Origin of the sequence: Qipengyuania soli (genome assembly GCF_015529805.1) — a bacterium.
GTDB lineage: Bacteria > Pseudomonadota > Alphaproteobacteria > Sphingomonadales > Sphingomonadaceae > Qipengyuania > Qipengyuania soli.
The window spans coordinates 1,324,458-1,338,377 of the sequence record NZ_CP064654.1 but is presented as its reverse complement, the minus strand read 5'-3'; the positions used below and the strand labels follow the sequence as shown (position 1 = coordinate 1,338,377).

Annotated in this window: 15 protein-coding genes; 8 read left to right on the top strand and 7 right to left on the bottom strand. The window is 64.8% G+C overall.

Annotated features, from left to right (window positions below; genetic code table 11):
- Nucleotides 1–29: 29 nt before the first annotated feature.
- From IRL76_RS06710 to IRL76_RS06695, 4 genes are all read right to left on the bottom strand, one after another.
- Complete coding sequence (locus IRL76_RS06710; RefSeq protein WP_200984004.1) at nt 30–866, bottom strand: hypothetical protein; 837 nt, start codon at nt 864–866, stop codon at nt 30–32.
- Nucleotides 867–921: 55 nt separating this feature from the next.
- Entirely contained in the window at nt 922–1,452 is a 531-nt protein-coding gene (locus tag IRL76_RS06705; protein WP_200984003.1) for an SRPBCC family protein, read from the bottom strand.
- Nucleotides 1,453–1,520: 68 nt separating this feature from the next.
- On the bottom strand, nt 1,521–2,786 hold the full coding sequence (locus IRL76_RS06700; protein ID WP_200984002.1) for a glutamate-5-semialdehyde dehydrogenase: 1,266 nt from the start codon (nt 2,784–2,786) through the stop codon (nt 1,521–1,523).
- Between the two features lie 4 nt (nt 2,787–2,790).
- Nucleotides 2,791–3,612, bottom strand: a complete 822-nt coding sequence (locus IRL76_RS06695; protein WP_246450042.1) for a pyrroline-5-carboxylate reductase family protein — start codon at nt 3,610–3,612, stop codon at nt 2,791–2,793.
- A 249-nt stretch (nt 3,613–3,861) separates the two neighbouring features.
- On the opposite strand from IRL76_RS06695, the gene IRL76_RS06690 reads away from it, so the two are divergent.
- Both IRL76_RS06690 and IRL76_RS06685 read left to right on the top strand, forming a co-directional pair.
- Entirely contained in the window at nt 3,862–4,035 is a 174-nt protein-coding gene (locus IRL76_RS06690) for a DUF465 domain-containing protein (protein ID WP_200984001.1), read from the top strand.
- Nucleotides 4,036–4,145: 110 nt separating this feature from the next.
- Nucleotides 4,146–5,144 carry a TerC family protein gene (locus IRL76_RS06685; protein WP_200984211.1) on the top strand — a complete coding sequence of 333 codons (999 nt, stop codon included), beginning with the start codon at nt 4,146–4,148 and terminating at the stop codon, nt 5,142–5,144.
- A 15-nt stretch (nt 5,145–5,159) separates the two neighbouring features.
- Here IRL76_RS06685 and IRL76_RS06680 read toward each other — a convergent pair whose 3' ends face one another.
- Nucleotides 5,160–5,339, bottom strand: a complete 180-nt coding sequence (locus IRL76_RS06680; RefSeq protein WP_200984000.1) for a Flp family type IVb pilin — start codon at nt 5,337–5,339, stop codon at nt 5,160–5,162.
- 169 nt (nt 5,340–5,508) lie between these two features.
- Between IRL76_RS06680 and IRL76_RS06675 the strand changes: the two genes are divergently transcribed.
- Nucleotides 5,509–6,318: an outer membrane protein assembly factor BamD gene (locus tag IRL76_RS06675; protein WP_200983999.1), complete on the top strand. Its 810-nt coding sequence runs from the start codon at nt 5,509–5,511 to the stop codon at nt 6,316–6,318.
- 12 nt (nt 6,319–6,330) lie between these two features.
- Here the strand turns inward: IRL76_RS06675 and IRL76_RS06670 are convergent, their stop codons facing one another.
- The gene (locus tag IRL76_RS06670) at nt 6,331–7,500 is read right to left on the bottom strand and encodes a GGDEF domain-containing protein (protein WP_200983998.1); all 1,170 of its coding nucleotides are present in this window, start codon (nt 7,498–7,500) and stop codon (nt 6,331–6,333) included.
- A 114-nt stretch (nt 7,501–7,614) separates the two neighbouring features.
- Between IRL76_RS06670 and recN the strand changes: the two genes are divergently transcribed.
- Nucleotides 7,615–9,279, top strand: a complete 1,665-nt coding sequence (gene recN, locus IRL76_RS06665; RefSeq protein WP_200984210.1) for a DNA repair protein RecN — start codon at nt 7,615–7,617, stop codon at nt 9,277–9,279.
- A gap of 20 nt (nt 9,280–9,299) precedes the next feature.
- Nucleotides 9,300–9,854 carry a hypothetical protein gene (locus tag IRL76_RS06660; protein WP_200983997.1) on the top strand — a complete coding sequence of 185 codons (555 nt, stop codon included), beginning with the start codon at nt 9,300–9,302 and terminating at the stop codon, nt 9,852–9,854.
- Between the two features lie 9 nt (nt 9,855–9,863).
- Here the strand turns inward: IRL76_RS06660 and IRL76_RS06655 are convergent, their stop codons facing one another.
- A complete protein-coding gene (locus IRL76_RS06655) occupies nt 9,864–10,361 on the bottom strand; it encodes a DUF2165 family protein (protein ID WP_200983996.1) in 498 nt (165 codons plus the stop codon).
- Nucleotides 10,362–10,438: 77 nt separating this feature from the next.
- Here IRL76_RS06655 and ligA point away from each other — a divergent pair, with 77 nt between their 5' ends.
- Genes ligA through IRL76_RS06640 form a run of 3 tightly spaced genes read left to right on the top strand, consistent with a single transcriptional unit; the run spans nt 10,439 to nt 13,836 of the window.
- Entirely contained in the window at nt 10,439–12,517 is a 2,079-nt protein-coding gene (gene ligA / locus IRL76_RS06650; RefSeq protein WP_200983995.1) for an NAD-dependent DNA ligase LigA, read from the top strand.
- A gap of 39 nt (nt 12,518–12,556) precedes the next feature.
- Nucleotides 12,557–13,345 (top strand): c-type cytochrome, encoded by a 789-nt coding sequence (locus IRL76_RS06645; protein ID WP_200983994.1) that lies wholly within the window; start codon nt 12,557–12,559, stop codon nt 13,343–13,345.
- A complete protein-coding gene (locus IRL76_RS06640; protein WP_200983993.1) occupies nt 13,342–13,836 on the top strand; it encodes a CinA family protein in 495 nt (164 codons plus the stop codon). The genes IRL76_RS06645 and IRL76_RS06640 overlap by 4 nt, the downstream gene beginning before the upstream one ends.
- Nucleotides 13,837–13,920 lie beyond the last annotated feature (84 nt).

The window sequence follows — 13,920 nt, the reverse complement described above, 5'->3', positions numbered from 1 at the left end:
TGCTGTAAGTCCGATGCAACAGTTTCAATCTAATCCCACCCCTCATCCCTCAGCGTCCGCCACTTCGGATTCTCCTCCTCGGGCGCAGGCTTCGGCGCGGATTTGCGGAAGTCGGGCGGGGGCAGGGGCATGGGCTGCTCCGCTGGTGTCGGTTTGCGCGGGCCGGCGTACCTCGGGTGCTCCGGGTCCTCGCTCGCGCGGTAGCCGTTCGCTGCGTCCTCGTCGCGCAGGCGGGTGAACTCGGCATAGGCGGCCAGCGTGCGCGGGCTCATCGTTGCTTCCATCTGGCGGCGGAAGGCCTCGACCTTGCGTTCGATGCTGGCGCGCACCTCGGCGGGGGAGACTGCGGTCCTGGCCCGCTCGGCCGCGGCTTCCTCCTCCCACTCGCGCCGCCATTCCTTGCGCCAGCGCTTCTTGTGTCGTTCGAGGTCCATCTGGCCGACCGCGTTGAGGCCTTTTGCGCCGCCTTCCGCAAAGCGCTCGGGCGCGCGGTTCCTCAGCATGAACATCAGCAGGCGGTCGTTGTAGGATATGCGCGTGCCGACGAGCTGGCCGTAGGAGTAGACGGGCACCTCCACCCCGTTCAATGCGCGGTCCATCGCGACGTCCTCGATCCGGCGCATCCCGAAGTCGAGCACGGCCTCCCACGCGGCGGCGAACTCCTCGGCCCCTTCCTGGCGGCGCAAATGGTAGGCGCCGTGGGTGGAGCGGCCGACCGAGCGGCACGCGGCTGCGACGCTGCCGGTGTCCGCCAGTGCCTCGATAAAGGCGCGCTGGACCTGCGGTTTCCACCCGTTGCTGCGCTCCTTCAAACGCGGGACAGGGGTGAAGGCGGGGAGGGTGGTTGCGGGTTTGCGCTCGCTCATCCGCGAGGATGGAGCAGAAACGCGGCGAGTAGGAAACCCGGTGGGGGCGGACGGCTCAGGCGAACTGCTGCGCTTCGACCTTGCGCACCGCTTCGGTGCCCTGTTCGGCATGGAGCTTCATCTTCTCGACCGCATTGTTGCAGCCCATCGCCATCATCATGACGTGCCGCTTGTACTTGGCGAGCGGCAGGGGTTCGGTGAACTGCGCCTCGACCAGCAGGGTGACGAGACAGGGACCGCCATCCTGCGGTTCGATGGTCCAGCGCTCTTCGGTCGAGACCAACTCGCCCTGCTTGGGCTCGGCCACGCTGCGGTAGGCGTAGGTTGTCAGGTCCACCGCTTCGGAGACGGTATTGAAGTAGGCGGCGTCGGGCATCTGCCTGATGACGAGCTTCCAGACCTCCGGCGATTGCGAGACTTGCGTCAGCGAATGGCCCAGAGCGCGCTTGGCATTGGTCGGGCTGGCGAAATCGATCAGGCCGAAGATCCGCTCCGCCGGGGCATCGATCTCGATCTCGAAGTCGAAGGTGACGGGCTCCTCGGGCGCCATCTCCGGTTTGAACAGGTTCTTGAGCCAGCCGAACATATGCAACCTCCCGTGCCTGCGGTGAGGGTGCAGGCATGGCAGGTGCAGGTCAACACCGGGTTATCGCATCAGGGCCGAACCTGCCCGCTACCATGGACGAGGTACTTGAAGCTTGTCAGCTGTTCGAGGCCGACGGGGCCGCGGGCATGCATCTTGCCGGTGGCGATGCCGATTTCCGCGCCCATGCCGAACTCGCCCCCGTCGGCGAACTGGGTCGAGGCATTGTGCATGACGATGGCGCTGTCGATTGCAGTCATGAAGCGGCGGGCGGCTTCGGCATCCTCGGCCATGATGGCGTCGGTATGGTGGCTCGAGTGTTCGTCCACCCAGGCGATGGCTTCGTCGAGTCCGCCGACCACCTTCACCGAGGCGATGCTGTCGAGGTATTCGGTGTCCCAGTCGGCTTCGGTCGCGGGTCGGATGTGCGTGTCGATCGCGACAGCCTCGGCATCGCCGCGCAATTCGCAGTCGGCGCCCAGGATGGCAGTCAGGCGCGGGATGAAGTCGGGCGCCACCGCGCGGTCGACGACAATGCTTTCCAGCGAACCGCACACGCCTGTGCGTCGCAGCTTGGCATTGCGAATGACAGTGGCCGCCTTGTCGAGATCGGCGCTTTCGTGGACGTAGGTGTGGCAGTTGCCGTCGAGGTGGAGGAGGGTGGGGACCCTGGCCTTGTCGCGTACCAGTTCGACGAGCCCGCGCCCGCCGCGCGGGATGACGAGGTCGATGTGCTCGACATCTTCCAGCAATGCCGCCACTGCCTCGCGGTCGGGCGTCTGGATTGCCTGCACGGCATCGGCAGGTAGCCCGGCTGCCTCGAGCCCTGCCTGCATCGCGCCCACGATCACGCGGGTCGAATGGCGGCTTTCCGAACCGCCGCGCAGGATCACGGCATTGCCGCTCTTGAGGCATAGCGCGCTGGCGTCGGCACCGACATTGGGGCGGCTTTCGTAGATCATGCCGATGACGCCGATGGGCACGGCGACACGCTCGATGACGAGGCCGTTGGGCCGCTCTGTCGTCGCCAGCACGCGCCCGACGGGATCGGGCAGGGCGGCAATGTCCTCGAGAGCCCTCGCCATGTCCTCGATCCGTTCGGAAGTCAGGCGCAGGCGATCGATGAAGCTGTCGGGCTTGCTGTCCTTGACGCTGTCGACATCGCGCGCATTGGCTTCGAGCAGTTCGGCCTCGCGGCTGCGCAGCGCAGTGGCAGCGGCAAGCAGCGCGCGGTTCTTCGCCTCGGTCGACGCGCCGGCAAGGCGGCGCGCGGCCTTGCGCGCGCGGCTGCCCAGTTCGTGGACGTGGATGCGGGGGTCTTGTGTCTGGTCAGTCATGTTATCAGCGCAATTCTACCGCACGATTGTATGCCGCTTCCAGCGTTTCTCTAAGTCGCTCGGTAAGCCCCGCGTCTCCGTTAAGGGCATTGAGCCCGGCGGCGGTTGTTCCGGCCTTGCTGGTGACCGAATTGCGCAGTTCCTCGAGATCGGGCGCATCCGGCTGCAGTGCCATCGCAATCGCGCCGTCCATCGTGCCGAGCACCATGGCGCGCGCATCCTCGGGCGGGAAGCCGAGAGCGATGGCGGCCTCGACATAGGCACGGGCGATTTCGAAGACGTAGCCGGGGCCGGAGCCGGACACTGCGGTGACGCGGTCGATCATGTCCTCGTTCTCCAGCACGACCGCTGTGCCCGTCCGCTTCATCATGGCGGTTGCGTGGGCGAGGGGGGCACCTTCCGCGCCCGGGCCTGCGAACAGCCCGCTCACGCCCTTGCCGACAGCGGAAGGAAGGTTGGGCATGACGCGCACCACCGGAGCGCCGCCCATCACGCGCGAGAGGCGCTCGATCGAACAGCCCGCCGCGATCGACAGGACGTAGCCGCCCTCGGCCAGCATCGGTGCATAGGCTGGCAGGATATCGTCCACCATCTGCGGCTTGATCGCGGCGATCACAACGTCGAATGTCTCGCCTGCGATTTCCGATCCGTCACGGAGCAGCCGTGCGCCCTCGGGCGCGGTGTCGAGCGCCGGATCGACGATCGTGAAACGCTCGCCTCCGCGCATCCAGTGGGACACGAGCGCGCCGCCCATCTTGCCGCAGCCGATCATCAGGATGTTGGAGAAGGGAATTGTCGTTCGCCCGGATATTGAATGGAATGGCACGGGTGTTCGGGAACGCCCGGCAATCGGGCAAGCAATTTTTTTCTCACGCCCTTGAAACCGGATCGCTTCGCTCGCATTTAATCACTGCGGACCGGGCCCCTCTGGCGCGTGCGTTTTTGGACCACGCGTGATGTCGGACCGCATCGGACATGCCGATGCGAGCTGACGGGCCCTCTTCCCTCCCCCCCAAAGCTCGAAAGCCCGCATTGGCTGTCCGATCAACGCTAGCCCCCTTTGACGGAGACTACGATGACGGCCCGAGTATTCAGACTTACCCAGATCCACCAGAGGATCGACGAACGCCTGCGCTTGGAGTTGCGCAAGCGGCGCCCCGACTGGGCTGAGCTATCCCGGCTCAAGAAGATGAAACTGCGCGTGAAGGACGCGCTCCATCGGATCGCGAGGCGCGGGAAGACGGCCTGAAGGCGTCTTTCCGTCCCCGCTGCCGCGGCGGTGCGCTGCCCCCATCACGCGCCGCCGCGGTTTCCCGTGCCTGAGCGGCAAAATGCTCGACTTTACCGGATAGCTCCATGATCGAATTCCTGACCGCCGACTGGCTCGGCACGCCTGCCTGGTTCTGGGTGGCATTCCTGGCCATCGTCGCCATCCTCACCGCATTCGACCTCGGCGTCCTCCACAAGGAGGACCGCGAGATGGGGATCGCGGAGAGCCTGAAGCTGTCGGCGTTCTACATCGGTGTCGCCATGCTGTTCGGCGGCTGGGTCTGGCTCGAACGCGGCGGAGAGGCGGGCATGGCCTACTTCACCGGCTTCTTCATCGAGAAGGCGCTGTCGATCGACAACGTCTTCGTGATCAGCCTGATCTTCACCTATTTCGCCATTCCCCCGAAATACCAGTACCGCGCGCTTCTCTGGGGCATCATGGCGGTGATCGTCTTGCGCGGCCTGATGATAGCCGGCGGTGCAGCCCTGCTGTCCGAGGCCTATTGGGTCCTCTACCTCTTCGCCGCATTCCTCGTGTTCACCGGCATCAAGATGTTTTTCGCCGGCGACCAGCCGATGGACGTTGGCAACAATGCGGCGGTGAAGTGGATATCGCGCCACATGCGGGTGACGCCGCAGCTGCACGACCAGCATTTCTTCGTGAAGGTTCCCGACGAGAAGACGGGCAAGCTGGTCCGCGCGGCGACACCCTTGTTCCTGGCGTTGGTGGTCATCAACCTCGCCGACCTCGTCTTTGCGGTCGACAGCGTGCCGGCGATCTTCGCGATCACCACCGACACCTTCATCGTCTACACCAGCAACATCTTCGCGATCCTCGGCCTGCGGGCACTTTATTTCGCGCTCGCGGCGATGGTGCACCGCTTCCACTACCTGAAGTACGCACTGGCCGCAGTGCTGGTGTTTATCGGATCGAAGATCTTCGTCAGCGATTTCCTGCTCGGCGGGGACAAGTTCCCCGCATGGATCAGCCTCGGCGTCACTGCCGCGCTGATCGCGGCTGGCGTGGGCTATTCGCTGTGGAAGACGAAGGGGCAGGCAGAGGCCGACTGGCCGGCACCGGCGCCATAGGGCGCCGGGCTGGCATCAGGCAGCGGTGTTGCCGTTGCTCATCGTGGTGCCGATCTTGTTCATCGTGGTCGACAGCTCGTTGCCGACCGCCTGAAGCGAGGCAATGGCGGCGATCGCGATGAGGGCGACCAGCAGTCCGTATTCGATTGCGGTGGCACCGCTTTCGTCGCTTGCGAGGTTTCGTATCAGCTTCATGTCCGTCCCGACCTATGACTATGACGAATATGGGATAGCGACGCTGGGTTAGCCCGCGCTTGCCGCATGTGGTTAAGATGGAGTTACCGCCACGGCCGGTCGCGATGCAGGGGACAGAGCGGCGAACTTCACTTGGCGTTCAGCAGGGCGCTGGTTATAGGCTCGGCGCATGACGACGCCTTCGCATTCCAAGAGCAAGCTCTTTCTCGCCGCGGCCGTGGCCGGTGCCAGCCTTCTTACCGCCGGTTGTGCAAGTCGCGGGGGCGGAGATGACATCAAGAATACCGCCTATGTCGCGCGCGATGTCGAATCGCTCTACGCCGAAGCAAAGCGTCGCCTCGATCGCGGCCAGCCGAAGATCGCGGCCAGCCTGTTCGACGAGGTCGAGCGCCAGCATCCCTATTCGCCCTGGGCCCGCCGCGCCCAGCTGATGAGCGCCTTCAGCTACTACGTCGCGGCCGACTACAACAAGTCGATCGCCGCTTCGCAGCGCTTCCTGTCGATCCACCCGGGCAACAAGGATGCGCCTTACGCCTATTACCTGATCGCGCTCAGCTATTACGAGCAGATCAGCGACGTGCAGCGCGACCAGAAGATCACCGAGCAGGCGCTGACCGCGCTGAACGAGGTGAAGCGTCGCTTCCCCTCCACCGAGTATGCTTCCGACGCCCAGCTCAAGATCGACCTCGTGCAGGACCACCTGGCAGGCAAGGAGATGGAAATCGGTCGCTATTACGAGCGCTCGGGCAAGTGGATCGCGGCGCAGATCCGCTTCCAGAACGTTGTCGACAATTTCCAGACCACCAGCCACGCGGCCGAGGCGCTTTATCGTCTGACCGAAACCAGCCTCGCGCTCGGCATTCCCAACGAAGCGGTCAAGTATGCCGCCGTCCTTGGTGCAAACTATCCGGGCAGCGAGTGGTACGAGAAGGCCTACGACCTCGTGCGCAAGCACAACGCGGGCACCAGCGCGAGCTGATAGTCGCGCGGCTCACGCCGCAACACTGGCGTCCTTGCTGTCCAATTCCTGCATTTCCGCCTGGGCGTTGATTTCCCCGGCGAAGGCCAGGCGATTGCGGCCCCGGCTCTTGGCCTCATAAAGCGCGCTGTCGGCCTTGCGGTAGAGATTGCGCCAGGATTCCTCGCATTCGAGGCGTCCGAAAGCGACACCGATGCTCGCCGTCACTTGCGCCCCGTGCGGCATGGCCGAGGTGCGGATGTCCTGCAGCAAGGCCAGGCCAGCGGGACCCGAAATCAGCTCCAGTGGCCCGAACAGGGCGAATTCTTCGCCTCCCATGCGGGCAGGCATGACACCCGGCGCAGCATGGCTGCCGATAATCTCCGCGATTTCGCAAAGCACCTGGTCACCGACTTCGTGCCCGAAGCGGTCGTTGATGTATTTGAAGTGGTCGATGTCGATCAGCATCAGCCCGCATTCGCTCTGGTCGAGCGACGGCGTCTGCACCAGCTCCAGCACTGCGCGGCGGTTGGCGAGGCCGGTCAGCGCATCCGTCTGCGCCTGGTGGCGCGCCTTGTCCTGCAGCGTCAGCAACTGGATCACGCGCGCCTGCTGGCTGTCGATCATCACCATCTGGAAGACGCCAGCCATCAGCAGGCTCAGAGCAGCGGCGGCCTCGGCATGGGTGCCCATGAAAATCATCAGCAAGGCAATCGGAACGAGGTCGACGAAGAGGTTGGCGACCGAACCCAGCTTCACGCCCGACAGGCAGAAGGCCGTCGCAAGCCCGCCCATCGCGAGGATGATCGGGAAATGCAGGCGAGCTTCCACCGGCGCGACCCACCAGCTGAGGATGCACCACGTGGTGCACAGGACAGCCCCGAAGACCGAGGACACCGAGGATTCGAACATGAACTTGCGCGCGCGCCAGGGCTTTTCGGCAAATTGCCAGTCGTTGCGCAGGACCACGATCGACATGGCGCAATATGCGGCCATGACGCCGGGCAGGACATAGCGCACCACCCAGTGCGCCTCCGGTGCTCCCGCGAACATGGCGATGAGCGAATTGACGAACATAGCCTTGAACAACCACGGCGCCTTGCGCTGCAATTCGTTCGCCGCGTGGACGAAGTAATCGTCCCGGATCGCTTCCGGGAGATCGGGAATCGCCCGTTCCAGCAGTCGGTCAGTCCAGCGGCTCATACCCAATGCCCTAGCGGCAAATCGCTAAATATCCGTCAACCAATGATTTATCCCTGTTGGCAGGAACGCACGGGACGCTGACATTCGCGCGTCCAGTCACTACTATGGCGGATGATGCTCACCCGGCTTGCCATCAGGAACATCGTGCTGATCGAAGCGCTCGAGCTCGACTTCGGGCGCGGGCTCGGCGTGCTCACGGGCGAAACGGGTGCGGGCAAGTCGATCCTCCTCGATGCCCTTGGCCTCGTGCTCGGCAATCGCGCCGACAGCGGCCTCGTCCGCGCGGGCGAGGACAAGGCCAGCGTCACCGCCAGCTTCGAGTTTGCAGCCCTTCCTTCGGGCATTTCCGAACTGCTCGAGGATGCCGATATCGAGATCGAGGAGGGCGAGCCGCTGATCCTGCGCCGCCAGCTGAAGGCGGACGGCGGCAGCAAGGCCTTCGTCAACGACCAGTCGGTCAGCGTCGCGCTGCTGCGCGAAATGGCCGCGCACCTTGTCGAACTGCACGGCCAGCACGACGATCGCGGCTTGGTGAACCCGCGCGGACACCGCGCGTTGCTCGACCGCTTTGCCGGGGCGGATGCCGCGCGCGTCGAGGACTGCTGGCGCAAGTGGCGCGGTACCGAAGATGCGCTGGCACAGGCGCGCCAGGCGCTTGAGGATGCCCGCGCCGACCAGGACCTGCTGCTTGCACACCTTGCAGAACTCACCGCGCTCGAACCGCAAGCGGGTGAGGAAGCGCGTCTCGCCGAGACCCGTGCGACGATGCAGAAGGGCGAAAAGCTGTCGGGTGACCTCGAGGAGCTGCGGCACATCTGGGAAGGCTCGGATTCGCCTCTGGCGGCATTGCGCGTCGCCGCGCGCAAGCTGGACCGGATCGCGCCCGAACATCCCCTGCTGGCAGAGGCGCTGGCCGCACTCGACCGCGCGGTAATCGAAGCGGGAGAAGCAGAGGAAAAGCTGCAGCACGCGGCCGAGGCGCTCGAACACGACCCGCAGGCGCTTGAAGCGGCAGAGACGCGGCTTTTCGATCTTCGGGCACTGGCTCGCAAGCACCGCTGCGAGGTCGACGAACTGCCCGTCAGGATGCGCGAGTTCCGCAAGGCACTGGAGTCGATCGAGGGCGGCGAGGCCGAACTCGACGCGCTCGAGGCTGCGGCCAAGGAGGCGGGCCAGCGTTACCGCGCCGAGGCCGAGGCGCTGCATGCCAACCGCGTCGCCGCCGCTTTGCGGCTGGACGAGGCAGTGGCGCGCGAGCTGGTGCCGCTGAAGCTCGATGCCGCACGTTTTCGCACTGCCGTCGCAGACCTGCCCGAGGACCGCTGGGGACCGCACGGCATGGACAGCGTCGAATTCCTCATCTCGACCAATCCCGGAGCCGACTTCGCGCCGCTCAACAAGATCGCCAGTGGCGGCGAACTCTCGCGCTTCATCCTCGCGCTCAAGGTCGCGCTGGCGGAGCAGGGCGGGGCAGCAACCGTGATTTTCGACGAGATCGACCGCGGTGTCGGCGGCGCTGTGGCCAGCGCCATCGGTGAACGCCTCGCGCGGCTGGCAGCCGACGGGCAATTGCTGGCTGTCACGCACTCGCCGCAGGTCGCGGCCCGCGGGCGCACGCACTACATGATCGCCAAGTCGTCGGAGGGCACGGTAACCCGCACCGGCGTGGTCCTGCTCGACGATGCCGGTCGGCAGGAGGAGATCGCCCGGATGCTCAGCGGGGCGGAAGTCACGCCCGAAGCGCGGGCACAGGCGGACAGGTTGCTGGAAAAGGCCTGATTGCAGGCACTCGATCGGCGATGGTGCGTTACTTCGATGTGACGCGCGCCATTATCCATATGTCGGCCCTCGGGCTTCTCGCCACGCTTTCCGCCTGCGCACCCTACCTGCCGCGATACTCCCCCGCCAACGAGGCCTTCGAGACGGGCTTCTACGAAAATATCGAGACACCGCGGCTGGCTTTGCTCGAATACCGGCTGGCCAGGTATTTCGCCTGGAAGGAGCGTCCCTACGAGGTGGTGTGCGCGTCCGAAGAAAAGCCGTCGGTGATCAACGGCAAGACTGAACGTGCGCCGCTTGCCCCCGATGTCGAACTTGCGCTGATCAAACGATTCCCGGGTCTCTCGCCGCTGACCCGTTGCAAGGAGCAGGGCAATGATGTCGTCGCGGTCGATACCGGCGTCCCTTCGGCAATCTTCGACGTCAACGAATTCACGTGCGAGGCGCCCGACAATTGTGTCGGCTGGGGTGGCTATTACGCCAACGGCCAGCACGGCTGGAGCTATTACCGCCTGAAGTTCGAGCGCGGCGAATGGCGGATCAAGCCGGAAGATCTCGGCATTGTGGTGACCTGAAAAGGCGGTTCAGCCTGCCCCCTGTTCCTCGCTCTGGCTGAGGTAGATCAGCGTCATCATCGCCATGCCGCCGAAAATCCAGGACCCGTCTAATGGCCCCTGTCCAAGCGGCATCTGCCAGAGCTGGTAGCCGGCGACGGCAACTCCCTGGAACAGGCCCCACCAGTTCACCACGGCGCAGCCCATGCCGATCTTCGCCCACTTCTTGCCTGCGATGAAGGAAGCGGCATCCGCGCGGCGCAGCGACCATAGCTTCCACCCGCCATAAAGCCCGAGACCCGCCGCAGCAGCTTCGAGCGAGAATACGAGCACCATCGCGATCGCAATGAGAAAGCCCGGCGGCACCGGGAGCAAGGTTACGGGGTAGGCTTCCTGGTCCGCATGACTGGTCGTGTAGACGAAGAAGTCATGGGCCTGCGGCAGGTTGGCGATATTGTGCGCAACATACAGCAGGGCCATCAGCCCCACGCATGCGCTCGTGACTGCCTTGAGAATGCGGTCGGTCATCGGCTCCCCCTCTGGAGATTGCACGACCCGGCCAAGTGGCACTTTTCCCGGTGCCACGGCTCATGCATAGCTTGGCCATGGGAATCGACCAAATCGCACCTGTGGACATGACCGAGGCCGATGCCGCCAATGAGTTGATGCGGCTGGCAAAAGCCATCGCGCATCATGACCTGCTCTACCACGCCGAAGACTCACCCGAGATAAGCGACCAGGAGTACGATGCGCTGGTCCGGCGCAATGCCGCGCTGGAGGCGGCTTTCCCGCATCTGGTTCGCGAGGACAGCCCTTCGCGCAAGGTCGGCCATGCCATCGCCTCCTCGCCGCTGAGCAAGGTGACGCACGAGGTTCGCATGATGAGCCTCGACAACGGCTTCTCCGACGAGGAGATTGCCGAATGGGTGGCGCGCGTGCGGCGCTTCCTCGCGCTGGGCGAGGGCGATCCGATCGCCTTTACGGCAGAGGACAAGATTGACGGCCTCTCCTGCTCGCTGCGCTACGAAAAAGGCGTTCTGGTGCGGGCCGCCACACGCGGCGACGGGCAGGTCGGTGAAGACGTCACTGCCAACGTCCAGCACATTGCCGATATCCCGAAAATGCTGCGCAACAATCCGCCCGAGGTGTTCGAGGTGCGCGGCGAAGTCTACATCGAAAAACAGGCCTTTGCTGCGCTAAATGCTGCACAGCAAGAGATAGGCGGAAAGCTCTTTGCCAACCCGCGAAATGCTGCAGCAGGATCATTGCGGCAGAAGGACGACAAGGTGACCGCGCAGCGCCCCTTGCGCTTCTGGGCGCATGGCTGGGGCGCAGCCAGCGAAGTGCCCGCCGACACGCAGCATGGCGTGGTCGGGAAGCTGCGCGAATGGGGCTTCCCCGTTTCGCCGCACTTCACCGTGGTAGATAGTCTCGAGGGGTTGCTTGCCGCCTATGCCGCCATCGGCAAGTCGCGGCCTGACCTGCCCTATGAAATCGACGGCGTGGTCTACAAGGTCGACCGTCTGGATTACCAGCAACGGCTCGGCTTCGTCGCCAAGGCCCCGCGCTGGGCGCTGGCGCACAAGTTCCCGGCCGAGCGTGCGGAGACAACGCTCGAATCCATCGACATTCAGGTCGGGCGCACCGGCAAGCTGACTCCGGTCGGTCGCCTCGCACCCGTCCTCGTCGGCGGTGTGACGGTCACCAACGTCACGCTCCACAACCGCGACGAGATCGCCCGTCTCGGGGTCCGACCGGGCGACCGCGTGGTCGTGCAGCGCGCGGGCGACGTTATTCCACAGCTTGTGGATAACCTTACCCGCGAGACCCCTCGCAACCCCTTCGTCTTCCCCGACCACTGCCCCGAATGCGGCAGCGAAGCCGTGGCCGAGGAAGGCGAGGTCGATGTGCGCTGCACCGGGGGGCTCATCTGTCCGGCACAACGCACGGAAAGATTGAAGCATTTCGTCTCTCGGGAGGCGCTCGACATCGACGGGCTGGGGGAGAAGACCATCGACCAGTTCTTCGCCCTGGGATGGCTCGAAAGCCCGGCGGATATCTACCGCCTGAAGGATCGCCGCGAGGACATCCTGGCGCTCGACGGATGGCAGTACCGATCTGTGGAAAAGCTTGTGGATAGCATCGAGGCGCGCCGCCAGCCCGACGCCGCCCGCCTGCTCTTCGGCCTCGGCATCCGCCACGTCGGCGCGGTGACCGCGCGCGACCTGATGAAGAACTTCCACGAGCTGCCCGCGCTCCGCCATGCCGCTCAACAGGCGCATGACGGCGATGCCGATGCGTTGGCGGCTTTGACGTCGATCGACGGGATCGGAGGCGCGGTGGTGGAGGCGCTGGGCGACTTCTTCCACGAACCGCACAATGTCGCGGTGTGGGAGGACATTCTCTCCGAGGTCAGCCCGCCGCCCTATGTGGTCGAAACGAAGGAAAGCCCGGTCAGCGGCAAGACGGTCGTCTTTACCGGCAAGCTCGAAACCATGAGCCGCGACGAGGCCAAGGCGCAGGCCGAACGGCTGGGAGCCAAGGCCGCCGGATCGGTAAGCGCCAAGACCGATTTGCTGGTCGCAGGGCCGGGCGCCGGGAGCAAGCTCAAGAAGGCTGCTGAACTCGGCATCGAGGTGATAGACGAAGCGGGCTGGGCGGAGATCGTCAAAGCCGCAGGATAGGGGGATGCCATGGGGAAGGCAGGACTTTTAGCGTTGCTTGTGCTGGCTTCGGCTGCCTGTTCGGAAGCCGAGCAAGAGGTCGAGCCGGCAGCGCCGGTGACTTTCGCCCGCGTCTCGGCCAACGATGTCGCGCATGGAGAGCGCATCGCCGCAGTGCTCGGTTGCAGCGGCTGCCATGAAAGCAACCTGCAGGGCCGCGACTGGAGCGACGAGATGGGGGTGCTGTGGACCGCCAACCTCACGCGCAGCGCCGAGAAGCATAGCGATGCGGAAATGGTCGCCATGATCACCACCGGTCGCAAGCCCGGGCGAGAACTCCATGGGATGCCGAGCCATATCTTCACCAAGCTCGATCCATCGGACCTTGCTGCCATCCTTGCCTTCGTGCGCAGCAAGCCGGTGGGCGGAGATGTCCATCCCGAACCCACTTTCGGACCGGAACTGCGCAAGATGATGGCCGATGGGACCTACAAGTCATCGGCGCAGGAAGTGGCCGGGCAGGGCGAGGCATGGCCGGCCGATGCTGGACCCGCACATGCGCTTGGGCGCTATATCGTCCGTGCGACCTGCGCCGAATGCCACGGGCTCGACCTCAAGGGCGGCAAACCGCCATTTCCGGGTGACAAGGAACGCCCCGACCTGACGCTGATGGTACCGGCCTACGATCCGGCGGATTTCCTGAAGCTGTTGCACACTGGCAAGGCGGCGGGCGACCGCGAAGTGAGCCTGATGAGCGAGGTGTCGCGCAATCGCTTCGCCCATCTCACCGACGAGGAGGTGGAGGCCGTGCGAAGCTACATCGTCGCTGTCTCGGAAACCGCCAATTGACCCTGTCCGAACTCCACCCTCAGGCTCTGCGCATCGCGGACCTGTTGCGTGCGCGGGGCGAGAAGATCGCCGTTGCCGACGGTGCGACCGGCGGCATGATCGCGGCTAGCCTGCTGACCGTGCCCGGCGCGCTCAACTTCTTTGTCGGGGGAGGGGTGGTCTATTCCTTCCGTGCACGCGACGTCCTGTTCGCCCTGCCGCGCGATGCCTATGCCGGAATGCGCGGCGCCAGCGCTGACTATGCCCTGCTCCAGGCCAATGCGATCCGTGACAATTTCGGAGCCGACTGGGGCATCGCCGAAAGCGGATCGGTCGGCGGCTCGACCCATCCCTCGGGTGCACTGGCAGGCCAGAGTTGCGTCGCCATCGTCGGGCCGGAGGGCCTGGAACGAACGTCCCTGACCCAGACCGGCAGCGATGATCGCATCGCCAACATGGAGGCCTTCACCCGCGCCGCGCTGGACTATCTCGAGGCGGTCCTTCGCTGTTGAATGACCTTCGCGTTGCATGTCGTTTCCTTCCTCGCAATGATTGGCGCTTGGCTATAGGCTCGGCCTGGGGGTCGCACTTGGGGG

Coding starts and splice junctions, on each gene's coding strand:
- IRL76_RS06705 (WP_200984003.1), bottom strand. CDS start 1,452: ATGTTCGGCTGGCTCAAGAACCTGTTCAAACCGGAGATGGCGCCCGAG.
- IRL76_RS06675 (WP_200983999.1), top strand. CDS start 5,509: ATGACGACGCCTTCGCATTCCAAGAGCAAGCTCTTTCTCGCCGCGGCC.
- recN (WP_200984210.1), top strand. CDS start 7,615: ATGCTCACCCGGCTTGCCATCAGGAACATCGTGCTGATCGAAGCGCTC.
- IRL76_RS06655 (WP_200983996.1), bottom strand. CDS start 10,361: ATGACCGACCGCATTCTCAAGGCAGTCACGAGCGCATGCGTGGGGCTG.
- IRL76_RS06660 (WP_200983997.1), top strand. CDS start 9,300: ATGGTGCGTTACTTCGATGTGACGCGCGCCATTATCCATATGTCGGCC.
- ligA (WP_200983995.1), top strand. CDS start 10,439: ATGGGAATCGACCAAATCGCACCTGTGGACATGACCGAGGCCGATGCC.
- IRL76_RS06690 (WP_200984001.1), top strand. CDS start 3,862: ATGACGGCCCGAGTATTCAGACTTACCCAGATCCACCAGAGGATCGAC.
- IRL76_RS06710 (WP_200984004.1), bottom strand. CDS start 866: ATGAGCGAGCGCAAACCCGCAACCACCCTCCCCGCCTTCACCCCTGTC.
- IRL76_RS06680 (WP_200984000.1), bottom strand. CDS start 5,339: ATGAAGCTGATACGAAACCTCGCAAGCGACGAAAGCGGTGCCACCGCA.
- IRL76_RS06670 (WP_200983998.1), bottom strand. CDS start 7,500: ATGAGCCGCTGGACTGACCGACTGCTGGAACGGGCGATTCCCGATCTC.
- IRL76_RS06700 (WP_200984002.1), bottom strand. CDS start 2,786: ATGACTGACCAGACACAAGACCCCCGCATCCACGTCCACGAACTGGGC.